This window comes from Candidatus Tisiphia endosymbiont of Beris chalybata, from assembly GCF_964026555.1.
Lineage (GTDB): Bacteria > Pseudomonadota > Alphaproteobacteria > Rickettsiales > Rickettsiaceae > Tisiphia.
The window spans coordinates 1,275,110-1,298,770 of record NZ_OZ032159.1 but is presented as its reverse complement, the minus strand read 5'-3'; the positions used below and the strand labels follow the sequence as shown (position 1 = coordinate 1,298,770).

Annotated in this window: 18 protein-coding genes and 2 rRNA genes; 6 read left to right on the top strand and 14 right to left on the bottom strand. The window is 35.9% G+C overall.

The annotated features are described in order from the left end of the window. Position 1: 1 nt before the first annotated feature. From iscU to AAGD44_RS06290, 4 genes are read right to left on the bottom strand one after another with little or no spacing between them, the layout of a single operon-like run. On the bottom strand, positions 2–382 hold the full coding sequence (gene iscU / locus AAGD44_RS06305; RefSeq protein WP_341764703.1) for a Fe-S cluster assembly scaffold IscU: 381 nt from the start codon (positions 380–382) through the stop codon (positions 2–4). Positions 383–422: 40 nt separating this feature from the next. Further along, entirely contained in the window at positions 423–1,679 is a 1,257-nt protein-coding gene (locus AAGD44_RS06300; protein WP_341763844.1) for an IscS subfamily cysteine desulfurase, read from the bottom strand. Positions 1,680–1,685: 6 nt separating this feature from the next. After that, positions 1,686–2,804, bottom strand: a complete 1,119-nt coding sequence (locus AAGD44_RS06295; RefSeq protein ID WP_341763843.1) for a cysteine desulfurase family protein — start codon at positions 2,802–2,804, stop codon at positions 1,686–1,688. A 9-nt stretch (positions 2,805–2,813) separates the two neighbouring features. Beyond that, the gene (locus tag AAGD44_RS06290) at positions 2,814–3,248 is read right to left on the bottom strand and encodes an Rrf2 family transcriptional regulator (protein ID WP_341764702.1); all 435 of its coding nucleotides are present in this window, start codon (positions 3,246–3,248) and stop codon (positions 2,814–2,816) included. 154 nt (positions 3,249–3,402) lie between these two features. Between AAGD44_RS06290 and AAGD44_RS06285 the strand changes: the two genes are divergently transcribed. Further along, a complete protein-coding gene (locus tag AAGD44_RS06285; protein ID WP_341763842.1) occupies positions 3,403–3,849 on the top strand; it encodes an LptA/OstA family protein in 447 nt (148 codons plus the stop codon). Positions 3,850–3,865: 16 nt separating this feature from the next. Beyond that, on the top strand, positions 3,866–4,588 hold the full coding sequence (gene lptB, locus AAGD44_RS06280; RefSeq protein WP_341764701.1) for an LPS export ABC transporter ATP-binding protein: 723 nt from the start codon (positions 3,866–3,868) through the stop codon (positions 4,586–4,588). 72 nt (positions 4,589–4,660) lie between these two features. Here lptB and AAGD44_RS06275 read toward each other — a convergent pair whose 3' ends face one another. The 4 genes from AAGD44_RS06275 to AAGD44_RS06260 all read right to left on the bottom strand — a co-directional run bounded on the left by AAGD44_RS06275 (position 4,661) and on the right by AAGD44_RS06260 (position 10,838). Beyond that, a complete protein-coding gene (locus AAGD44_RS06275) occupies positions 4,661–6,208 on the bottom strand; it encodes a hypothetical protein (RefSeq protein ID WP_341763841.1) in 1,548 nt (515 codons plus the stop codon). Positions 6,209–6,677: 469 nt separating this feature from the next. Beyond that, positions 6,678–7,289: a CinA family protein gene (locus tag AAGD44_RS06270; RefSeq protein WP_341763840.1), complete on the bottom strand. Its 612-nt coding sequence runs from the start codon at positions 7,287–7,289 to the stop codon at positions 6,678–6,680. Between the two features lie 25 nt (positions 7,290–7,314). Further along, the gene (gene ruvC / locus AAGD44_RS06265) at positions 7,315–7,794 is read right to left on the bottom strand and encodes a crossover junction endodeoxyribonuclease RuvC (protein WP_341763839.1); all 480 of its coding nucleotides are present in this window, start codon (positions 7,792–7,794) and stop codon (positions 7,315–7,317) included. Further along, positions 7,791–10,838, bottom strand: coding sequence for an efflux RND transporter permease subunit (locus AAGD44_RS06260; protein ID WP_341763838.1), 3,048 nt, complete (start codon positions 10,836–10,838; stop codon positions 7,791–7,793). Before AAGD44_RS06260 ends, ruvC begins: the two co-directional genes overlap by 4 nt. A 647-nt stretch (positions 10,839–11,485) precedes the next feature. Here AAGD44_RS06260 and AAGD44_RS06255 point away from each other — a divergent pair. From AAGD44_RS06255 to ppa, 3 genes are all read left to right on the top strand, one after another. Next, positions 11,486–11,779, top strand: coding sequence for an HU family DNA-binding protein (locus AAGD44_RS06255; protein WP_341763837.1), 294 nt, complete (start codon positions 11,486–11,488; stop codon positions 11,777–11,779). Positions 11,780–11,890: 111 nt separating this feature from the next. After that, complete coding sequence (locus AAGD44_RS06250; protein ID WP_341764700.1) at positions 11,891–12,691, top strand: DNA polymerase III subunit delta'; 801 nt, start codon at positions 11,891–11,893, stop codon at positions 12,689–12,691. Between the two features lie 235 nt (positions 12,692–12,926). Next, positions 12,927–13,445: an inorganic diphosphatase gene (ppa, locus tag AAGD44_RS06245; protein ID WP_341763836.1), complete on the top strand. Its 519-nt coding sequence runs from the start codon at positions 12,927–12,929 to the stop codon at positions 13,443–13,445. A gap of 197 nt (positions 13,446–13,642) precedes the next feature. On the opposite strand, the gene AAGD44_RS06240 is transcribed toward ppa, so the two are convergent. Then, positions 13,643–14,536 (bottom strand): IS3 family transposase, encoded by an 894-nt coding sequence (locus AAGD44_RS06240; protein ID WP_341763476.1) that lies wholly within the window; start codon positions 14,534–14,536, stop codon positions 13,643–13,645. 11 nt (positions 14,537–14,547) lie between these two features. Next, positions 14,548–14,841: a hypothetical protein gene (locus AAGD44_RS06235; protein ID WP_341763459.1), complete on the bottom strand. Its 294-nt coding sequence runs from the start codon at positions 14,839–14,841 to the stop codon at positions 14,548–14,550. A gap of 220 nt (positions 14,842–15,061) precedes the next feature. Here AAGD44_RS06235 and AAGD44_RS06230 point away from each other — a divergent pair, with 220 nt between their 5' ends. Further along, positions 15,062–15,889: an IS66 family transposase gene (locus tag AAGD44_RS06230; protein ID WP_341763835.1), complete on the top strand. Its 828-nt coding sequence runs from the start codon at positions 15,062–15,064 to the stop codon at positions 15,887–15,889. A 37-nt stretch (positions 15,890–15,926) separates the two neighbouring features. Here the strand turns inward: AAGD44_RS06230 and rrf are convergent. The 4 genes from rrf to odhB all read right to left on the bottom strand — a co-directional run bounded on the left by rrf (position 15,927) and on the right by odhB (position 23,611). Then, positions 15,927–16,041, bottom strand: a 5S ribosomal RNA gene (gene rrf, locus AAGD44_RS06225). A gap of 338 nt (positions 16,042–16,379) precedes the next feature. Further along, positions 16,380–19,142: ribosomal RNA gene (locus tag AAGD44_RS06220) — 23S ribosomal RNA — on the bottom strand. A gap of 362 nt (positions 19,143–19,504) precedes the next feature. Then, positions 19,505–21,964 carry a pentapeptide repeat-containing protein gene (locus AAGD44_RS06215; protein ID WP_341763834.1) on the bottom strand — a complete coding sequence of 820 codons (2,460 nt, stop codon included), beginning with the start codon at positions 21,962–21,964 and terminating at the stop codon, positions 19,505–19,507. A 453-nt stretch (positions 21,965–22,417) separates the two neighbouring features. Further along, positions 22,418–23,611 carry a 2-oxoglutarate dehydrogenase complex dihydrolipoyllysine-residue succinyltransferase gene (gene odhB / locus AAGD44_RS06210; protein WP_341763833.1) on the bottom strand — a complete coding sequence of 398 codons (1,194 nt, stop codon included), beginning with the start codon at positions 23,609–23,611 and terminating at the stop codon, positions 22,418–22,420. Between the last annotated feature and the right edge of the window lie 50 nt (positions 23,612–23,661).

The window sequence follows — 23,661 nt, the reverse complement described above, 5'->3', positions numbered from 1 at the left end:
GTTAAGATTTTTTCTTTTTATAATCAGCTATCGCTGCCTTAATTGCATCTTCCGCTAATAAAGAGCAATGCAATTTTACTGGTGGTAGGGATAATTCCTTAGCTATTTCGGTATTTTTTATAGACCCTGCTTCATCGATAGATTTACCTTTCACCCATTCTGTTACTAAAGAACTAGAAGCAATTGCTGCTCCACAGCCAAAGGTTTTAAATTTAGCATCAGTAATAATCCCCTCTTTGCTCACCTTAATTTGCAGCTTCATCACATCCCCGCAGGCAGGAGCCCCTACAAGCCCTGTGCCCACATAGGAGTCTCCTTTATCCAAGGATCCCACGTTGCGGGGATTCTCATAATGCTCTATTAATTTTTCTGTATATCCCACTTTGCTCTCCTTAATTATATTTTTTGTATTTTCTACCAATTTAGTGAGTAGCCCACTTAATCTGCTTCAAATCTATTCCTTCTTGTACCATTTCCCAGAGAGGGCTTAAATCCCGTAAGTTATTAATCTTAGAGGTGATTAATTTTACAGCATAATCTACTTCTGCACGAGTAGTAAATCTGCCTATACCGAACCTAATAGAAGTATGCGCTAATTCTTCATCCACACCCATTGCCCTTAATACATATGATGGCTCAAGTGAAGAGGAAGTACACGCAGAACCAGAGGATACTGCTAAGTCCTTAATTGCTAAAATTAAGGACTCGCCCTCAACATACGAAAAACTTAAATTTAAATTTCCCTTATATCTAGCATCTTTATCACCGTTTAAATAAATTTCTGATATTTCCTTAGTAATATTTTCATAAAATCTATTAAAAAGTTCTTCTACATGCTTAGTATCTTTTTCCATCTCTGCTGAAGCTATTGCAGCCGCCACCCCTAGCCCAACAATTAAGGGAGTAGGTAAAGTACCGGAACGCATCCCTCTTTCCTGTCCTCCCCCATTGAAAATTGGCACTAGTCGCACTCGTGGTTTTTTTCTTATATATAAAGCGCCTATTCCTTTAGGACCATAGATTTTATGACCTGAAATACTCGCTAAATCTAGATTATATTCATTAACATCAATTGCAATTTTACCATATCCTTGGGCGATATCCGAATGAAAGAACACCCCCCTCTCCCTACAAATTTTACCAATCTCTTTAAGGGGCTGAATGACTCCCGTCTCATTATTAACAGCCATGACTGACACTAACATAGTGTTATCTTGAATAGCATCCTTGAATGTTTCTATATTAATTAACCCATTAGCTTGAACTGGCAAATATGTTACCTTAAAACCTTCATCTTCCAGGTGCCTGCAAGCATCTAATACACATTTATGCTCACTAACCGCAGTTATGATATGGTTCTTTTTACTACCATAAAATCTGGCAATTCCCTTAATTGCTAGATTATTCGCTTCAGTTGCTCCAGAAGTAAAAATAATCTCCTTAGGCTCTGCATTAATAAGCTTTGCCACTTGCCCTCTAGCAATTTCTACCGCTTCTTCAGCTTCCCACCCAAAAGAGTGACTCCTAGAGTGGGGGTTTCCAAATTTAGTAGTAAAATACGGTAACATCGCCTCTAGCACCCTTGGGTCAAGAGGGGTAGTTGACTGATAATCCATATAGATCGGCAACGTCTTACCACCTGCTTTTACTTGCTCTTTTAATTGTTCTAGCTCATTCATTCTAAATTACTCTCTATATCGGGGATATATTTCTTCAAACGCATTAATAAAAGTTATTACATCTTGACAGGTTTGATCATGACTAAAGCTAATCCTGATCGAAGATTTAGCCTCCATATCACTAAACCCCATAGCAGACAACACATGAGATTTACCTACTCTTCCGGCTGAGCAGGCCGAACCTATACTTACAGCTATCCCACGTAAATCTAGCGCTATTAATTTGGTGTGCGCTTCACCTCCAGCAATTACCATAAGAGTAGTATTGGGCAATCTTTCAGCATTTTTTGAGGCTATAGTAAGGTTAGGATACGTTAACAAATTAAGTTCCAAATAATCCTGCAGCTTTTTCATATTATGATATCTGTGTTTTACTTCTTGCGCTGCTATTTCACAAGCTAAACCAAAAGAGGCAATTGCTAATACGTTTTCTGTACCTGCTCTAATGTTTTTTTCCTGTCCACCACCTACTAGCATAGCTTTAAGCATATAGTTTTGCTTAGCAACCAAAACGCTACTTCCTTGCAATCCTCCCAATTTATGAGAAGAAATAGTGGCAAAATCTACCCCTAATTCTTTAATATTCACAGCTATTTTACCTACTGCTTGTACGCAATCACTGTGAAAAGCCGCCCCATATTGTTTTGCAAGCTTTACTAATGCCTGTATATTTTGGATAACCCCAGTTTCATTATTTGCCAGTATAATAGAGACAAGTTTTTTGTGACTGTTACTTGCGGATAATAATTCTGCCAAATGCTGGCTATCAACAATGCCATCGTTATTAACGTTAACAATTTTAAGATTATCACGGTATTTAGTATGAGCAAAAATTGATAAATGTTCTATTCCAGAGATAAAAATTTCTCCGTCCATATAACTATTAATCAATAAATTATTACTTTCAGTTCCGGAAGAAGTAAAAATCAGCTCATATTCTCGGCTATTTATATCAAGACCTACAGATTTTGCAATCTGCATTCTTGCCGTTTCTATTATATTTTTTGCATAACGCCCATTTGTATGGATAGAAGAGGGATTATATGGGCCTTCAAGTAAATCTACGACCAGCTCCTTAACTTTAGGATGCAAACAAGTAGTTGCATTATGATCCAAGTATAACATAAGGGTGATTTATACTAAATCTGTTTTATTATATTGATTTGACACCAACACATCTTCTATTGAGATATTATTAAAATAATCCCTGATATGATTACCTAAGCCAATCCATAAATAATGGCTATTACATTGAATTTTATTCGGCATACAATTAGCGTTAGGTTTACGCATACACCTAGTCATTTCAATATTCTCTTCCACTGCATCAATAATATTAGCAATCGTGAGATCCTTTAAGGCTGAATTAATGATATAACCACCTTTGGGGCCTTTGACTGATTTTACTAAGTTAGCTCTTCGCAGTTTAGCAAAAATTTGTTCTAGGTAATTAATTGGTATATGTTGATGTTGCGAAATGTCAGCTAAAGTAATCGGGTGGTTAGCGGCTTTAGATGCCATTTCTAAAATCGCCATTACTGCGTATCTTGCTTTAGTGGTCAATTGCATAGAAAAGTTATATTTATTCCTAATTATAAGTTTAGGATATCCTACTAATTTAGTCAAGTATTTTTATAATAAGATTACAATTTTCTAAGGCTATCTTTGACTTATATAGAAAGTCTATTATATAATCTTTAACAGAAATAGGTAAAGTATCATCATGGGTTTTAATAATAAATTTTTACAAGGCATCGCCTATATATTATGCCTAACAATAATTAACCCGGTAATGGCGGATAAAACTAATAATTTACAGAAACTACATATTAATTCTGATAACTTAGTCATTGATCAAGATAAGCAACAAGCCTGTTTTACCGGGACAGTGATTCTATGGTTTGAGGATATGATGGTTAAAACTACTAAATTAAAAGTTTTTTATAAAAAAGTTAATAATAAAACCGCTATTGATTATATAGTGATGCCACAAAAGCTTACCGCTAAAAGGACTAATACCCACGAAATATTAATTGCTGATTCAGCTAAATATTCTTTAGATAAACAAGAGCTGGTATTATCTGGTAATATAATGATCCAACATGATGAAATTATTATTAAAACAGAGAAATTAGTGTATTATATGAAACTGAATAAGGTAGATTTTTAAAAATATTCATAGAATGATAGACAGGCTGCAAGTAAATAATATTTCGAAATCTTATAACAAAAGAGTGATATTAAAAGATTTATCTCTATATTTGCAAGCAGGTGAAATAGTAGGTCTGTTTGGCCCAAATGGGGCAGGAAAGACTACTTGTTTTAGCATTATTATAGGGTTGAGTCATCCTGATACAGGCACGTTATTTTATAATAATTATGATATTACTCATCTGCCGATCTATTTAAGAGCTAAATTTGGCTTTAGCTATCTCCCGCAAGAACCCTCAATTTTTCGTGGATTATCTGTGGGGGATAATATTAGGGTAGTACTAGAAATTTTAGAAAATGATAAGGAACTTATAGAGCAAAAAACTTCAGATTTACTTAAAGAATTTTCAATTTTTCACTTAAGAGATGTGTTAGCGATAGGGCTATCTGGGGGGGAGAGGAGAAGGTTAGAAATAGCAAGAACTTTAGCTGCAAACCCTAAATTTATTATGCTTGATGAACCGCTTGCTGGGATTGACCCTCTAGCAGTTGAAGATATTAAAAACTTAATTTCTCACCTGCGCGATCGGAATATTGGTATTTTGATTACTGATCATAATGTTAGAGATACTCTGAATATAGTAGATCGTGCGTATGTTATTTATAATGGCAAGGTACTATTAGAAGGTAACCCCCAAGAAATAGCTTCAAGCTATCAAGTCAAAGAAGTGTATTTAGGGCAATCTTTTTCTTTATAATCTGAATTCAATATAATTTATTATATTGAATTCAGATTATGTCTCATTAAAGTTAACTAATCTATAGCTATTCTATATTTCAGATGGTGCCCCTAATAGTGAAGTAGAGTCTCCCTCTGCGAATAGATTATTTATTGAAGTATATTGTGCTATTAGCGTATCAATCGTATCTCTATCATTACCATCCTTATTTGATGACAAAAGCTTATGAAACACTGCCCGCAATTGCGGAGGAGCGAGCTCCAATTCCTTTAGGGCCTTGCCCACCTGAGCTAATGTATGTGGGTACTGTTGCTCTTGCTCAGCCGGGTTAAGGGAATTATTACGCTCCATTTTATAAGTATTTACTATCTTTCTTAAATGCGGACGTGCACTATTCTGTAGTTGTGGAGATGGTGGGTTAGCATTAAAATTATCTTGCGATCCACTCGTTGGTAGTGATTTATTTATCTGCTCAGGGCTAGAACTTGACAGCCCAGGATAAGCCACATTCTTACGCACCGCTGGAATGGGGGAAGTAGCGGTAGAAGGAGAGAAATTATTATTTGCTGTATCCAATGTATACGCAGTCTCTGTAAGGAGGTTAGGATACATAGAAGTAGCAGCAGATGGTAGTTGAGTGGTGGAAGCCTTATTAATATTTTCTAAACTTTCAAAAAATTGTTTATATACGGAATCATGTGATTCTGCCGCCCATTTATTTCCTTTTTCGCTGAGTTCTAGAGAAATTTTGGTGGCCTCTGGTGTGTTTAATTCTCCCAATTTATTCATTATTTTAACAGCAAGCTGGCAATTTTCTTTTACTTTTTCTTTTACCTCCGGGCCTGGGTATGCTTTTAGGCAATATTCCGCAGAATTTTTTAGGAGAGCAAAATTATCCTCTTGACCTGTTGGATTTAGGTTTTGGAGATCTAGACCCTCTGTTTGTTGATAATAAGCCTCAGCAATTAATTTAAATATAGTAGCATTATTGTCTTGGGTAGAATTAAGCCATTTTATTGCTAACGCTATAGTTTCCTGCCAGTGCATGACATCCTTTTGAAATTGTATATGCTCTATCATTTTTTCGACTAACATCTTTTGTTTATTACCTATGCAATCCTTTAATTCTTCAACTGACTTGTTGTGTTTTGGTTCAAAATAAGATGATTCTAAAATAGGGAGAATTTCCACCAATGTTTCCCCTACCTGACAAATTTTATCAGGGTCGTCCCACTTATTAGCAGTGGCAGTTAGTTTTTCTATGCTCTTTTTCGTGTCTTTAAAGTCACGCAACCTGAGTTGTGCAACTATCGTTAATTTATTGGTAAGGAATAATACTTCTTCACTATACTTCGCATCCTTATGTTTTGCAGCGTCGTCCCTGACCTTCGTACTTATGCTATTAACAGATTTATAAAGCTTCTCTTGAAAATAGAATGCTGGGTCCTGAATAATTTTATATATTGGCTTTACATACTCTAACGTACGGTTATAGTCTCTCGGATCCGCTTTTAAAGAATTCATAATCTTCTGTTGACCTTGCTCTATCTCCTTTGCCTGATCTTCATCAGCATACGCCGCTATAATTTTATTATTATTTTGATCTGGTGAAACCTCATCACCTACATTTTTAGACATAATTACCTCATTAAGTTGATACTCGTCTGTTTAATTACTAGTGGGCAATTTCGCTAGAATTGCTACCTCCAATTAAAACATAATTTAAGTTATATCTAAATTGATTTGACTAATCAAAATAAAATTAACTTGTATGAAAAAATTAATTTCTATGAGAGGATTTTAGACATATTAGTCATGGTACCTTAAAAAATTTGCAAATAAATAAACTATCAATTGCTATATTATGCAACAACTATATTCAAGATTACAAATTAACAAAGACCCAGTAATATTCAGCCAATCAGATTTAGAATATATACTCTAGGAACTTCAAGAATTGGCGCCGTAGTGTCTAAAGACTGCGCTCCTCACGTACTAATATGTACGCTCCGGTGCGCGACTTTGACCCTCCTTGCTCTTCTTGAAGTTGATTCTATCGTATACCAACTCTTCAGTTACGAGTAGTATATTACGCGTAAATAAAGGCTTAAGTGATATGGTGCAGGATAATTTGTAGAGCTTTTTGACAGCTAAGATAACGGATCATTTGCCGATTATCTAAAGGGGGAATGAGAGGATTACTAGGGCTCAAAACAGATAGGTAGCTTTTAGTAATAAAATTGCGTTTAATTGAGGTTAATCCTTGAAATGTTTCAGCTTTTGTTAATGATTCTCTTAATTGTTGTTTATTAGGAGCAACGCCTGAAACAACCTTAGTTGGGCAAGTAATAGCAATCCATACTGTTCCTACTGGTTTTTGGGGCGTGCCGCCCCCCGGTCCTGCAATGCCAGTTATAGCTATTGCAATAGAGCTTTTCGCTTTATTCATTGCTCCTATCGCCATTGATTCTGCTACTTCTTGAGATACCGCACCAAATTGTTCTATAATTTGGTTAGGAATATTCAGTAAGCTTATTTTGGCTTGATTAGAATAAGTAACAAAACCATGGGAAAAATAGCTTGATGCTCCTTCTATAGCAGTTAAGCAAGAGGAGAGCAACCCTCCGGTACATGATTCCGCCACCGATATAGTAAGATGGCGGGAAACCATTTTTTCCTTAATTTGCTCTACCAAATCTAATAAAGCTCTATCAATCATAATTATAGTATTTTATATAAGTTATTTAAAGCAGCTTACTTGTAGCATGGACCCAACAACAATAAGCTACTGCAAGAGCATCCGCCTCATCAAAATTGTTAACGACAGAAGAGTCCGCTAATAATAGTTTAATCATCTGTAATATTTGATTTTTTTCAGCATGACCATAACCGGTCACTGATTTCTTAATAATATTTGGAGTAAATTCTTGGAACATTATATTATAGCGGCCAATAAGTGCCATTACCGCCCCTCTTGCATATCCTAATTTTAAAGATGAAGCATTATTTTTATTAACAAACGTTTCCTCCATTCCAATCACCTTAGGTTGGTACTGTATTATTACCTTATCTAAAGTAGAGGTAATGAAAGCTAATCTTTTATGCATTGCTTCAGTTGCGCGGGTATTGATAATGCCGCTAGCTAAATACTTTAAAGGATTACTGGAATTTATTACCCCCCAGCCCAAAGCAGTTAAAGATGGATCGATTCCTAGTATAATCATAAATTAATCGATTCTTTTTTAAAAGTTTGATATAAAACTGGAATAACAAAGAGAGTAAAAATAGTGCCAATGCTCATTCCCCCGATTATTACTAATCCAATGGAATGTTGCGCTGCAGCTCCCGCGCCTGAAGAAATAACTAAAGATATTGCGCCAAAAATAGTAGCTAAACTTGTCATTAAAATAGGCCTAAGCCGTAAACTAGCTGCTTGCATTATCGCGTCCATAATATTCATACCTTTTTTCCTTAACTGGTTAGCAAATTCTACTAACATAATAGAATTTTTGGTAACTAAACCGATTAAAGTAATTAATCCTATATTACTATACATATTAAGACTATTACCAGATAGGAATAAAGTTACCACCCCTCCGGTAATGGAGAATGGTACAGCTACAAGAATTAAAATAGGATCTGTAAAACTCTCGAATTGAGCCGAAAGTACCAAATAAATAAATAATAAAGCAAATAGGAAGGTAGAAATTATATTACTATTGGATTCTTTCATTTGCTTTATCTCTCCAATATATTGTAATATAGTAGTGCTTTTATCTAGTAATTTATCTGCTATTTTATTTATTTCGGTTACTGCATCCTTAATTTTTTGCCCCTGAGCTAGGTCTGCGGTAATTGTTACAGATCTAGAATTATTATAGTGATTGTAAGATTTAATAGAAACTGTTTCACGCAATCTAGCAACCGCATTTAGGGGTAGCAGGCTATTATTCGGCTCATTTGTAGGTATTAAAATTTTATTAAAATCATTTTTACTGCTTCGATGTTTTAAACTATATTGTAATGTTACGTCATATAGGTTGTTCCCCATTCTAAAATCCCCTATTTGCTTACCTGCTATTAAATATTGTAAAGTTGAGCCTATATTTTCCAAACTTGCTCCATAAAGATAAGCTTTATCTCGATCAACAATTATCTCAATAGTAGGGGAAAAAGATTTTAAATCACTATTAATGTTCATAAAAACAGGATTTTTTTTCATCGAGTTAACAAATTGTTGAGTTAGGGCTCCTAATTCTTCATATTCTAGTGAGGTTTGTAAAGTAAATTCAATAGGACTTTTAGCGTTGCCACTAACAAGAGAACGGGGATTCATAGCAAAAATTGTCATACCAGTTATGTGAGCAAATTGTTTGTTCAGCTCTTCCTTGATAGCATTTTGAGACATTGTCCTTTTGCCCCAATCTTGCAGCAAGATAAAACCAAAGGCCCTATCATTGCCGCCCCCTCCACTGATAGTTAAGTAGCCTAATATATCTGGATATGAATTAAGTATTGTGGCAGTTTCGATTACAGTCTTGTCTGTTTTATTCAGGCTAGACCCTTCGGGCCCCGTAAAAGAGAGTTGTAAAAATCCGTCATCTTCTTGGGGGACAAATATTTTTGGGATAAACATCAAACTGAAGCATAATATAACTAGCGATAGCACAATAATAAATATAAAATATTTTTTATTCTTAAAGGTCAAATCTAAATAATATAAATATTTCTCTTGAGTTAACTTAATAATTTGTTCAAATTTTATTAAGAAATTTAAGGTAGTCTTGGTATTCTGCTCATTACACATCTTACTTGCCATCATCGGCGTTAAAGTTAAAGCTACAAAACCAGATAACAAAACACAAAAGGCTAAAGTCCAAGCAAATTCAATAAATAGTTTACCTATAAACCCGTCTATAAACGCTATAGGTAAAAACACTGAAGCCAGGGTAATAGTCATCGCAATAATAGCAAAACCTATTTCTTTAGAGGCAAGGAGTGCTGACTCCCTAGCATGATACCCCATTTTGTTATATCTAAAAATATTTTCAAGCATTACTATTGCATCATCTACTACCAAGCCAATAGCTAATATCATAGCTAATAAGGTGAAAATATTAATAGAAAACCCTAAATAATACATAGCGCTGAAGGTACCAATTAACGATACTGGCACAGTAACTAATGGTATTATAGTAATAGGTACTGAGCCTAGGAATAAATAAATTACTAATATCACTAATATTAATGCTTCTAAAATAGTATGAAATACTGATTTAATAGACGCATCTACCGGCACTGAGCCATCATACGCTATATCAATAACTGTACCAGCAGGTAAATTTCCTTTAATAGTGCCTAGTGCTTCTTTAACTTCCTTAGATAACTTAAGAATGTTTGCCTTTGATTGCTTGATTAAGCCAAGTGCAATAGCACTTTTACCATTATATCGGAAAATTATTTGGGGATCGGGGGGGGCTAAATATATTTTTGCAATATCTTGCAATTTTATTATAGTAGAACCTTGCTTTTTTAATATAATTTTTGCAAATTCTTCAGGTTTGCTTAAAGAAGCATCTAGTCTTACTATAAAGTCATGAGTATTTGTTTGAATAAATCCTGCAGGATAATATTTATTCTGCTTTTTTAGGGCGTTTTCTATTTCTAATACGGACATTTTATATTCGTATAATTTAACAGGGTCAGGCTCTATCCGCATAGAGTAGTATTTACCCCCATATACATTTACTTGACCTATTGTTTCAAGCTTTTCTAATGGGGTTTTTACTATATCTTCTACAATTTTGGTTAATGTTAAATCGTCATATATATCACTATTAATGCTTAGAAATAAGGCAGGAAAATTATCAGAATTCATTTTTGTGACATTTGGCAGCTTCATATCTTGCGGCAATAAGTAATTTATATTTGAGATTTTAGATCTAACATCATTAAGTGCTAATTCAATATCAGTAGATAATAAAAAAGTTAAATTAATAACGCTACTACCAGTAGTGCTTTCAGAGGTGATATAATCAATATTCTTGACAGTTTTGAGCACTTTTTCCAGGCGGGTCGTCACTTCTTGTTCCATATAACGCGCATCAGCACCAGGATATTCGGCATTTATAGTGATGACTGGGAAGGAAATGTCCGGCGTCCCTCTAATATCTAATTTAGTAAAAGATATCGCGCCTAAAATCATTATTATTAAACTTAAAACGGTAGCAAATACCGGCCTGGTAATACATATTTCACTTAACAACATATTATAAGGACACCTTTTCTAAATCTGCTTGGACAATTAATAGACTTTTTTCGGACCTCGATCGCCCAGGAATTTGTACGTTGACCTGGCACTCAAAACTTCACCTGCACCCTAGGGAGTTGCGACTTAAAGCTGAATAGCCTACTTCAAATTCCCACTTGATGCGAGCTGCGGAGGAGATCTAATATAATGTATACTATTCCACAATAAAAAAATCTATCTAAACTTGAGGGAAAGGCAGCATGTAGCCTCATATTAATAAAAAAATTTTAACTATAAATTAGCGGGGAGTAAGGGAATTATTTTGATTATATTTTCGACTGATATAGGAAGTCTAATCAAGTAAGACAGAATTTGCTTATATTTTCCACAAAAATCCGCATCCCAAATCTACTGAAACATTTAAATAACAGATGCTATTAAAAGGAGAAAAAGCTAATTTGATGTAAAATAGATACAATTTTATTTAAATTAAATGGTAAAATAAATATATTCAAAAATTCTAGGGACGTCTAGGTTGCAGTGAGACAACTGTTTGTTATAATGTAAGAAATCAAGTTTAATAGAGCTTGTTAGCATTATTTTTGTGCTGCTATTACTTGAATATATGTCCAAAATGTTAATAATTTATTTAGAGAGTCGATATTATGAATAAAGGAAAATCAGCAAACAAAAGCGAATTTCTAAGCGAAATGACAGAGGGAACTGATCGCCCAAAAGCTGCTGCTGAAAAAGCTTTGAATTGGGTTCTGGATACCATGATAAAATTAGCTAAGCAGGGGAAAGGGTTTCATATAATTGGGTATTGTGCCTTAGAAATACAAGATAGGTCTGCCCGTGAAGGACGTAATCCAAAAACTGGAGAAAAAATGCATATTGCTGCTTATAAGCAAGCAGTATTCAGAGCTGGTAAAAAATTTAAAGAAGCATGTAACGAATAATAATTATAATATCACTAGTTGCTTTTAACTATACAATATATTTGACAGTGAAATTATTGTAAAATAATCAAAACCTATCCTCTAGTCGATAGCATCGTGAATACTCATAAATTGATACAAGAACATCTTAAATTTAGGTTAGCGCAAGGTAGGTTTTATAATAGTTGGCTGATTGACACACCTGACATAGCCGCGACTTTAGAAGATTTGCATGTATTTATAGCAACTGAACTATTCTTAAGTAAAATGCAATTAAAAAATCACCCTGATTATCAATTAATATTAAGAGAAGCAGGGGCTACTGATATCTCGGTTGACCAAATTAGAGAATTGCATAAATTTTTTTATAAGACCCCTGCTATTTCTAAATATAGAGTAGCTATTATTTATCAAGCAGATTTGATGAACTTAAATGCAGCCAATGCTTGTTTAAAACTTTTAGAAGAGACGCCTAAAAATGGGGTGATTTTTCTTGTGACTTCAAGAGCTGCGGCTATAATCTCTACCTTAAGGTCTAGATGTTGTAAGTTTAATGTCAAATTACCAAATTATTTAGATAATAGCGATAAGTATATTAAATTTATTACCTATATAGCTGACTGCCCTCAACCTTCTATAAGATTAGCTCTTATAGAAGAAGTGGCTGGTAAAAATAAAGAATTATGGGAAGATTTTGCTTGCAGTCTATTATATTTAGTTAATAAAATTACTAAAAAATCTCTTAACTGCGATATTATTTTAAGTCAATTAGAGAACAAAATTTATAGTCAGCTTCCTTTTAATTCTAGCAATTGCTTAATCAAAAAATTTTCTAACCTTAAAAAGATAATAAATGAGACTATAGACTATGACTTAAATTTGAAAGCAAGCGCTATAAGTTTAATAGAAGAATTATTTTACACCAGCAATTAATATAATATGGTATTTGTGCATATATATACTCGCTGAACTTCAAGAATTGGCGTCGTCTTGCCCTAAAGATCGAGGCTGCTCACGTACTTTATGTACGCTGCGCTGCTCGACTTTGCCACTCCTCGCTCTTCTTGAAGTTGATTCTATCGTCTATCAACTCTTCAGATGCGAGCAGTATACTCAAGTGATCCTTTGAGTATAATAAAAAACCCTACTAATTAAGAAAGTAAACTATATGTTAATTGATAAAATTAAAGGTAAAACTGGCGACAATGAGATAAATGTTATTATAGAAATCCCAATGAAATGTGACCCAGTAAAATATGAAATGGACAAAGAGTCCGGGGCAATATTTGTTGATAGGTTTGTACAAACTGCAATGTTTTATCCTTGCAATTATGGTTTTATCCCGCATACTTTAGCAAATGATGGAGATCCAGTGGATGTTTTAGTAATCTCTCATTATCCCGTTATGCCTGGCTGTGTCATTAAATCCAGGCCTATAGGGGTGTTAATGATGGAAGATGAATCTGGCTTGGATGAAAAAATCATTGCAGTGCCAACTTCAAAATTGGATATTAGCTTTGACTCAGTCAAGAGCTTAGACGATGTTTGTCCGCTATTAATACATCGTATCAAGCATTTTTTTGAACATTATAAGGATTTAGAAAAAGGAAAGTGGGTTAAAGTGCAGGGGTGGGGTAATGCCCAAAAAGCTCAAGCCTTAATAGAGGAAGGGATCGCGAGAATATAGTTATATATTCTCTTCGTCCAAAAATTGTTTTTTTATTTTATCAAAGTTTTGCGTGCTCACGTACTTAGTTGTCATATCTTTACCCACAAGTAAGGAGAAGATTGCAAAGAGGTAAAGAATCTGCTAACAAGAGGTTCATAATGAACTGCGCCCCTATGTTTAGACCAAAAAAGCTTTAAATAGAGAGACTATTATTTTCATAAACTATCTACAAAAATATTATTTTTATAATTTTGTAGCTGTTGTGGTAATAGTGGAATTGTGGGTAAGTCGCAAGACTTATCCATAAATCCACTATATATCTCAAACGGCGTTTTGTACTCCAAAGCCTGATGGGGCCTTTGATTGTTATACCAATTCAACCATTTCGGGATATTATTTTTCAACTCTAAAACTGAAGTACACCGGTATAAATACGACCCCTCATACTTAAACGATCGCCATAAACGCTCAATATGGGCATTATCGTTACACCTGCCTTTGCCCGTCATGCTGATGCTTATGACGCATCTCCTCAATTCATTAATCCAATCCTCGCTGGTAAACTGGCTACCTTGATCACTATTAATTATCGACGGCTTCCCATATTTAGCTATAGCATCTTCTAACGCTAGCAAACAGCTCTCTGTATTTAAACTATTTGATAAACGATATCCTACTACTAATCTAGTATAAACATCGATTAATGCAACCAAATACATAAAACCACTTTGTACCCTTAAATAAGTGATATCCACCTGCCATACCTGATTTGGCTTTATAACCTCTAACCCTGATAGCAAATATGGATAAATAGCTTCTTTTAGGTTTCTTTTACTTGTATTAATCGAAGGGTAAATTGCTTGCAAATTCATTAGTTTCATCAACCTCCTGACTTTTTTGCTGTTAACAATTACCACTTCTCTCCTAAGTATCGCCGTTATTCGCCGGTAACCATATATCGGATAATTACTATAGATCTCAACTATTCTATTACTTAAATAATTATCTTGATCCTTCTCCGAATCCTTGTAATATAGGCTGGAGCGGTTCAGATTCAATAGCTGACTTTGCCGACGAACACTTAAATCTTTATAATCCTTATCTACCATCACTTTCCTCTTTATAGTTTCAACTTGGCAGATACGAGCTGCAAAAAATCGTTTTCTACCTTCAATTTGCCAATAGTTGCATGCAGTTTCTCTATTTCGCTTGTAGAACTAGAGGAATTACCGTTTTCATAGCTAAACTTAAAAATATCAGCACCATTTTCCAAAAATTGTTTCTTCCACCTTGTCATTACCGACCTTGGAACTTGATATTTTGAGATTATTTCAGCAATACTCAAATCTCCTCGGATCATCTCTAGCGATACTTTAAACTTAAATTCTTTACTGTAACTTTTTGGCTTACTCATTTTCGACTGCTCCTATTTTATATTTATTTTAACATAAAATAGTCTCTCTATCACTGCTCTAGTTTTCGGGGCGCATTACGCTGTTCCTCACGTACGTCTATGTACGCTGCGGTACTCGACTTCGTTTCTCCTAAAAATTCTTCAATTATCTTTAGGTTATGCAAGAGGTCTAATATTTAATGATCTCAAAGCCTTAAAATATAAGGTTTGTGCTGGAATATTGTGGGATAGAAAAGTCAATTTTGCTGCATATAGAAATGATAAAAATGAACTGATGGTTTTGGTGTCATCAATTGAGGTCGAAGTTGATATTTTCGCTTTATATAGGTACCGCTGGTCCATCGAACGGTTGTTTAAGCATCTCAAAAGCGGAGGCTTTGATATTGAAAAAAGTCACTTAGTAAATTTGGATAGATTCAAAAAATTATTGGTGGTAACTGCTATTGCTTCAGCTTTAATAGTTAAGAATGGCTTAATACAAAATTCACTAAACCCAATCCGTATAAAACTCCAAAAAACCACTGAAAAACAATTATTTTCATTATTTACTTACGGGTTTGATCATATTAAAAATATCTTTTATCAATCTATCATTAATAGCTGTAACTCAACTAATACGCACCTTATTAATACCTCCAAAAATAGAACTTCTTACTACTTACTCTGCCTCCCTACAAAAATCGTAGGGTACTATGGGAAAATAGATAAGCTGCGATATTTACGAATAATGAGAAAAATTAATGAGAGAATGTTATATTATCTGACAACTATATTGAATATCAACGGATGTGAGCATGCCAGAAGAGTGGCAAAAAATATCTTAAAATCATTTGATATGATGTGGATGTTTGTAGATAATCTTGAAATAGAGCCAACCAATAACCATGCCGAGAGGCAAATAAAGCATCACGTGAAATACAGAAAAAACTCATTTTTTACATGGTCAACAAGAGGTGATAGATTTTTAGAACGGGCTAAATCTATTTTTGCCTCCTCAAAACTCCAATGTTTAAACCCTTTCCAGGAATTAATTAATCAACTCTCTTAAAAAAAATCGTGAACGGTCACGAAAACTTATATTGTAAGCTTGGCAGCGACTTACTCTCCCATACCTCAGGGTATAGTACCATCAGCGCTACGAAGTTTCACGGTCGAGTTCGGGATGGGATCGTGTGTTTCATTCGTGCTATAACCACCAAGCTAACAATATAAATTTGCTATATCACTGTGAGTATATATTATGACTTATAATAAAAATACAAAATAACTTTCATTTTTTTAAAATAAAATCAAAGACTATACTTCACTTTCAGCTCTAAAGCTTTAGAAGACTATACAAGATAACCTATGCTTATGAATATAGAGAATAGAGTTATACCATAACTCTATTCTAGTTCAATAGAATAGGTTATTTTATCTAGTCTTCTTAGCAAAGCTTAATTATTCAATTTCTTGAATAATTACGTAAACAATTTGATAAAACTAAAAACAATTTACTTTTTTACAAAATTAATGCTGCACACAAAGTACAACCTCAGCAAAGTAAAACAATCGAGCTATTAGTATCAGTTAGCTACACACGTTACCATGCTTCCACACCTGACCTATCAACGTGGTGGTCTTCCACGGCTCTAATAGGGAAGTCTAGTTTTGAGGTGGGTTTCCCGCTTAGATGCATTCAGCGGTTATCCCTTCCGTACTTAGCTACCCAGCCATGCCGCTGGCGCGACAACTGGTCCACCAGAGGTACGTCCACCTCGGTCCTCTCGTACTAAAGGCAGATCCTCTCAAACTTCCTACACCCACGGCAGATAGGGACCGAACTGTCTCACGACGTTCTAAACCCAGCTCACGTACCACTTTAATCGGCGAACAGCCGAACCCTTGGGACCTTCTCCAGCCCCAGGATGTGATGAGCCGACATCGAGGTGCCAAACGATTTCGTCGCTATGGACGCTTGGAAATCATCAGCCTGTTATCCCCGGAGTACCTTTTATTCGTTGAGCGATGGCCCTTCCACACGGAACCACCGGATCACTATGACCGACTTTCGTCTCTGCTCGTCTTGTCAGACTCGCAGTCAGGCTAGCTTATGCCATTGCACTCTAACAGTTGATTTCCGACCAACCTGAGCTAACCATCGCGCGCCTCCGTTACTCTTTGGGAGGCGACCGCCCCAGTCAAACTACCCACCATGCATTGTCTCGGATCCTGCTTCAAGGACCTCGGTTAGATATCAAGAATCAAAAGGGTGGTATCTCAAGGGTGACTCCACAATGGCTGACGCCACTGCTTCATAGTCTCCCACCTATCCTGCACATCTAATTCCTAATACCAGTGCAAAGCTATAGTAAAGGTTCACGGGGTCTTTCCGTCTAACCGCGGGAACTCCGCATCTTCACGGAGAATTCAATTTCGCTGAGTCGATACTGGAGACAGTGGGGAAATCGTTACGCCATTCGTGCGGGTCGGAACTTACCCGACAAGGAATTTCGCTACCTTAGGACCGTCATAGTTACGGCCGCCGTTCACTGGGACTTCAATTCAGAGCTTGCACCCCTCCTTTTAATCTTCCAGCACTGGGCAGGCGTCAGACCCTATACTTCGTCTATTGACTTTGCAGAGCCCTGTGTTTTTAATAAACAGTCGCTACCCCCTAGTTTGTGTCACCTATAAATGGTTGCCCATATATAGGTCATCCTTCTCCCAAAGTTACAGATGCAATTTGCCTAGTTCCTTCAGCATCGTTCTCTCAAGCGCCTTGGTATACTCTACCTGTCCACCTGTGTCGGTTTGGGGTACGGTCTTTAGCGAGGGTGTTATTTCCTGGAAGCTATTCACTGCATACACAATCCAATCAGCGTATACAATTTACTATCTTCGTCACATCCCTCAGGTTCAGGAATATTAACCTGATTCCCATCGATTACGCCTTTCAGCCTCACCTTAGGGGCCGACTAAACCTGCGCAGATTAACTTTACGCAGGAACCCTTGGACTTTCGGCGAGAATGTTTCTCACATTCTTTATCGCTACTTATGTCAGCATTCTCACTTCCGATACCTCCAGTAAACTTCACAGTTTACCTTCACAGGCTTACGGAACGCTCCGCTACCATCTGTACTATTACAGTACAAATCCACATCTTCGGTACATGACTTAAGCCCCGTTACATTGTTGGCGCAGGAAAACTTATTTAGACTAGTGAGCTATTACGCTTTCTTTAAATGATGGCTGCTTCTAAGCCAACATCCTAGTTGTTATGGTTTTCCCACATCCTTTAACACTTAGTCATGATTTAGGGACCTTAGATGGTGGTCTGGGCTTTTTCCCTCTCGACTATGGACCTTAGCACCCATAGTCTGTCTGCTATGCTGTACTCGTCGACATTCGGAGTTTGGTTGAGTTTGGTAAGTCGGTAGGACCCCCTAGCTCATCCAGTGCTCTACCTTCGACGGTAATCGCTATAACGCTCTACCTAAATAGATTTCGCGGAGAACCAGCTATATCCGAGTTTGATTGGCCTTTCACCCCTAACCACAACTCATCCCCTACTTTTTCAACAGTAGTGGGTTCGGTCCTTCAGCGAATATTACTCCGCCTTCAACCTGGCCATGGCTAGATCACTCGGTTTCGGGTCTAATTCATCTAACTAAAATTCGCCCTATTAAGACTCGCTTTCGCTACGCCTACACCTCACGGCTTAAGCTTGCTAGATAAACTAAGTCGCTGACCCATTATACAAAAGGTACGCCGTCACAGAACATCAAATGTCTGCTCCGACTGCTTGTAAGCATTCGGTTTCAGGTACTATTTCACTCCCCTCATTGGGGTACTTTTCACCTTTCCCTCACGGTACTTGTTCACTATCGGTCACTAGAGAGTACTTAGGCTTAGAGGGTGGTCCCCCTATATTCAAACAGGATTTCACGTGTCCCGCCTTACTCAAGGACTTCAAAACTTTTTACCTATAAGGGGCTATCACCCTCTATGGCCAACCTTTCCATGTTGTTCTAGTTTTTATTTTGAAGCCACTGGCCTGGTCCGCGTTCGCTCGTCACTACTAACGGAGTCTCGGTTGATGTCCTTTCCTCCAGCTACTGAGATATTTCAGTTCGCTGGGTTTGCCTCATATAACTATGTATTTATTATATGATATCTGCTAAGCAGATGGGTTCCCCCATTCGGAAATCTTTGGATCAAAGCTTATTCGCAGCTCCCCAAAGCTTATCGCAGCGTATTACGTCCTTCATCGCCTTCTAGTGCCAAGGCATCCACCAAATGCTCTTATTTTATTTACTTTGTTCTTTTAAAGCTTGAGATTGTATGATGTGTGCAGAACTAATTTTGCACTATACAGTATCTACTCGCGATCATAAATTTTTATTTTATTAATCGTAGTAGGTATTTGTTTTCAGTTTTATCAACTTTTTAAACAGCTACAGAATTTATTCAGCCTGTGTGAAGTTTTATATCTACTATTCACCACAATGTCAAACACTATTTTCATAACTTTGCAAATTACCTTAAATTCGATATAAAAATGTTTAAATTAAGATAATAGACTTCCTGCATAAGTCAAAAATAGTTCTTGAACGCTCATAAGTATATTTTAAGGGCCCAAGTTGGACTAGGTTCTGAGGAAGCTCCCCTCTTCCCTTACTTTAGCCTCTAAAGCGGGTTGGGGAGACTTTATTTGGTGCGTTAGAACTTTTGTTTGCACGCCTCTGCCAATGAGTAGGGCTTAGAGAGGGTATTTCCGGCCCCTCTTGCTTTCTGGTAATTGTTATTTTATTTAAATCTATTTTTTGGTCGGGGTAGTTGTGGTTATATTCCCGAATTGCGGGTATGAACGTGTCGGCTGTTTTTGTATCAATCCTGATACCTTCTAGGTTTAGCTCGCCAGTAAATTTCACATCTTGAAAAGAGCAGTCTTGTAATACTGCCCCTACAAAACTGGCTCTGGCTAAACGTGCTCCTTTGAAAGAACAATTTTGCAAAATGGAATTATTAAAAGAAGTATTGATAAAGACACTTTTATTCAAGATAAAGTTAATTATTTTACAATTTTCTAATTTTTTATATATGGAAACTTGCTCTAAATTAATTGTAGTACCCTTACTCTTTACTCCTTTTATTTTAAATGCTTCAGCCAAATCATATTTTTCCGCATCTTTAGGTTGCCCTTTAGCTACTTGACAATTATCTTCTATAATTTTATTTACTTCTTCACTCGTTATTTTATTACCCGTAATATTTGAGGTCACATGTTTCTCTACAAGATAACTACAATAGTTCACTATTACTTCACTCATCAGGTGGCGAAAATTCTCGTTCTTTAACAAGGGGAATAATAATGGAGCTAGAGCTACCACCATTGCTCTATATTTCTTCTGACTATATAAAGCTGGTATGTCAGCTATTTCTTCACTAAATTCCTGGAATATATCACTTAAAAACTTAATAATGTTCTCGCCCTTAGGGTGTAATATTTTTCCCCACTCACTATCCAATAACAACCTTTCAACAATATCACCAAGATTTTCTGCATGCTTCCCTAAAAGATCGGGTAACTTTTTCTCTATAATTGCCTTAATTTCGGGATTTTTATCCTTAAATTCCCCCAAGAATTTTAATAACTCAGTAGTTTTTGCTATACGTTCTGCCTCCGTAGAACCCATAATGATTTGTATATATTCGGCTATATCTTTTAACTTTCCTTGCTCTTTGACACATTCTTCAGTCAGTTCTATTATTAAAGGTAAGAAATCATTCACAAATGGAATAGCATTTGGCGCCACCTCAATAATCAAACTAGCCGTAGTGGAAGATAGTAGGTTTTTTTGGACTGCTGTGGTTTTTATCAAATCTAATATATTTTCTTGATTCGCTGCTAAGTAGTTTGGCAGTTCTGCTTTTAAAATAGGAGCTAAGGAATTCACGATTTCCTGACTATTGCCTAAAACAGAGGAGATTAGAGCTTGTGGTAATTTTGTTACATCTTCCTTGATAATATCAAGGCTATTTTGATCAGCCGATAAGTCCACTGTTGTTTTTTGGTACTCTAGATAAGCTTTATAAATATTTAGAAATCCCGGAACAGTTCTCAAAAAAGCTGAATTATTGTTAGCTATTAAAGCAATAGTATTCTCTAATAGTGCTATAGGAATAGCATTATACTCCCCTAGATAATTTGCAGCAATTTTGGTCAGTTCTTTCTGACTATTAGGATTTTCTAGCAATGTAATTAAATCATTTTCAACTACTACTCGTATTTTAGGATCCAATAATATTTCTGCACTATTTATAAAAATATTTTGCACTGGATGATCATCGGTAGCTCTTAATTGCTCTACAATGCCCCGTACTTTTTTATTTAACTCTTGTTCCTTTAAGGTAACACCTAATAAGTTTAATGAAATCGCTATTAGTTGCTTAACAAAATTTTCCTCAACGCCTGCAAATATATTAGGGCAATTAGTAATGTTAGGAATAACGAAGTTAAGTACTAAATCTCTTACAATAATTGGTTGTTCCACATTTTTATTTGTAGGGAGAAAATGCTCCATTATAGTTGCATTTTCAATCAGATTTAGTAGCGTGGTGGTTGCTGCTGCTTCTAAAATTTTGCTTTGATCAGCAGGTATATTAGCAGCTTTTGATTGATTATTTTTTGCCCAGTACTGGTAACCATAGAACACGACCTTTCCTGTCTTCTCTATTTCTTGTAAACTTGTAAGAATTGGAGTAAATGATCTCGTAAGGTTAGGAATATACTTAGTCCATGTTGAAAATATGCTTGTAGTTTCTTCTTTCTCTTCTACTCTGTGCTTTATTTGATCTCTTTGATTACTCAATAACTCTACCTTTGCTACTAACTTCTCATATTCTCCATTCTGAGTTTTCGCTTCATCAATATAACCTAATCTATCTCTGGCAGATAACTTTTCCCATGCGCCATCCCGAACTTTTGTAGCCTCCCGTATAAGCTCTTCTATCTTCAACCTATCTGCTATGTTTTCCATCTCTGGAGCTGGGGAGGGAGCACTTCCTTCCTTTTTTATATCTTGCATCAATTGTGCCTGAGGTTTAATCTCCTTTACGCTATTATTTTGTTTAGTCATATATTGCCATTATTTAAGTAATTAATAGACTTATATCCTGCTCGTACTTCAAGAATTGGATTTTATTTTAAATGGTGAGCGCGCGCAGCGTACGTGAGCACGTGAGTCCATGATAAAATAAAAAAACAATTTTTGAAAGACGAGTAGTATACAGGAAGTCTAATATCATTTTATACCCACCGCTATCCAAAAGTAATTATGGGTTAGCCTGTTAACCCTAAAGAAAATTGGCTTAAATCTAATTAGTTATAGTCAATCCAGAAGAATTTGGTGCTAGGAGCGACGCCTATATTATAATAGGCAAGCATTGAGTGACGATGTCACCAACTTCTTCTGGATTGACTATATCACTAATTCATAAGTATATTTTACTATAAGCTGAAGGAGAAAGATAATGATTCTGAATAATTTAGTAATATTATCTATAAATTACTTATATCAGAGGTATTTGAACTAAAGATTCAGTAACAGCCTTTCTGGATTTTCAATTAATTCCTTTATTTTCACTAGAAAAGTTACAGCTTCCTTACCATCAATAATACGATGATCATATGATAAAGCAACGTACATCATAGGGCGTATTTCTACTTTTCCATTAACTGCTACTGGCCTCTCTTCAGTTTTATGCAAGCCTAAAATGCCAGATTGGGGAGGATTAATAATAGGAGTAGATAACAGCGAACCGTATACCCCCCCATTTGAAATAGTAAAGGTTCCGCCAGTTAAATCCTGCATAGATAATTTGCCTTCTTTAGCCTTTTTACTAAGAGCCCCTATTTCTTTCTCTATTGCCGCAAAGCTTAATTTATCTGCTTCTCTGACTATTGGCACTACTAAGCCTTGCTCACTCCCAACTGCCACTCCAATATCATAATAATTTTTATATATTATATCATCCCCTTCTATTTCGGCATTTACAGACGGTACTACCTTTAAAGCATCAATAGTAGCTTTGACAAAGAATGACATAAATCCTAGCTTCACTCCTTGCTTCTTCTCAAATTCTTCACGATATTGGGTCCTGAGGCTAATCACCTTTGACATATCGATCTCATTAAAAGTTGTTAGGATAGCTGCGGTATTTTGAGAAACTTTTAAACGCTCTGCTATAGTCTTACGAAGTCTGGACATCTTAACACGTTCTACCTTCCCTGGCACTATACTAATCTCACTTCTCATTGGTAGTACTGGCATTATAGGAGTAGAGGTTGGTTTCATAAACTCCAATACATCCCCTTTAGTAACCCTACCCTCTCTACCGCTACCTGCTACGTCATGAATATTTAATTTATTTTCAGCTACTAATCTCTGTACTGAAGGAGCTATAGGGTGATCATTTTTATTAATATTTGCAGATTGCGGAATATTAAGCGCCTGCGACGAGTTAGCTGCAGCAGAAGGAGAAATTTCACCTTCTGTTATCTGCCCTACACTATCTCCAACAGCAACCGTTTCTCCTTCATTTTTGAATGTTTTACTTATCACGCCGGCAGAAAGAGCATTGACTTCCAGCGTCACTTTTTCTGTCTCGAGCTCTAAAATTAAATCATCCACTTTGACAAGATCCCCTGGTTTTTTATGCCACTTGGCAATAGTAGCTTCGGATACAGATTCTCCTAAAGATGGAACTATAATGTCAATAGTCATATTATTATATTCTCCTATTTATTTCTTGAAAACTTATTGAATAATCAGCA

Excerpts from the sequence above, each read along its gene's own strand:
- odhB (WP_341763833.1), bottom strand. The coding sequence starts at position 23,611 with ATGACTATTGACATTATAGTTCCATCTTTAGGAGAATCTGTATCCGAA.
- AAGD44_RS06215 (WP_341763834.1), bottom strand. The coding sequence starts at position 21,964 with ATGACTAAACAAAATAATAGCGTAAAGGAGATTAAACCTCAGGCACAA.
- AAGD44_RS06285 (WP_341763842.1), top strand. The coding sequence starts at position 3,403 with ATGGGTTTTAATAATAAATTTTTACAAGGCATCGCCTATATATTATGC.
- AAGD44_RS06260 (WP_341763838.1), bottom strand. The coding sequence starts at position 10,838 with ATGTTGTTAAGTGAAATATGTATTACCAGGCCGGTATTTGCTACCGTT.
- ppa (WP_341763836.1), top strand. The coding sequence starts at position 12,927 with ATGTTAATTGATAAAATTAAAGGTAAAACTGGCGACAATGAGATAAAT.
- AAGD44_RS06295 (WP_341763843.1), bottom strand. The coding sequence starts at position 2,804 with ATGTTATACTTGGATCATAATGCAACTACTTGTTTGCATCCTAAAGTT.
- AAGD44_RS06235 (WP_341763459.1), bottom strand. The coding sequence starts at position 14,841 with ATGAGTAAGCCAAAAAGTTACAGTAAAGAATTTAAGTTTAAAGTATCG.
- ruvC (WP_341763839.1), bottom strand. The coding sequence starts at position 7,794 with ATGATTATACTAGGAATCGATCCATCTTTAACTGCTTTGGGCTGGGGG.
- AAGD44_RS06275 (WP_341763841.1), bottom strand. The coding sequence starts at position 6,208 with ATGTCTAAAAATGTAGGTGATGAGGTTTCACCAGATCAAAATAATAAT.
- AAGD44_RS06240 (WP_341763476.1), bottom strand. The coding sequence starts at position 14,536 with ATGGTAGATAAGGATTATAAAGATTTAAGTGTTCGTCGGCAAAGTCAG.
- AAGD44_RS06270 (WP_341763840.1), bottom strand. The coding sequence starts at position 7,289 with ATGATTGATAGAGCTTTATTAGATTTGGTAGAGCAAATTAAGGAAAAA.
- AAGD44_RS06255 (WP_341763837.1), top strand. The coding sequence starts at position 11,486 with ATGAATAAAGGAAAATCAGCAAACAAAAGCGAATTTCTAAGCGAAATG.
- AAGD44_RS06300 (WP_341763844.1), bottom strand. The coding sequence starts at position 1,679 with ATGAATGAGCTAGAACAATTAAAAGAGCAAGTAAAAGCAGGTGGTAAG.
- AAGD44_RS06290 (WP_341764702.1), bottom strand. The coding sequence starts at position 3,248 with ATGCAATTGACCACTAAAGCAAGATACGCAGTAATGGCGATTTTAGAA.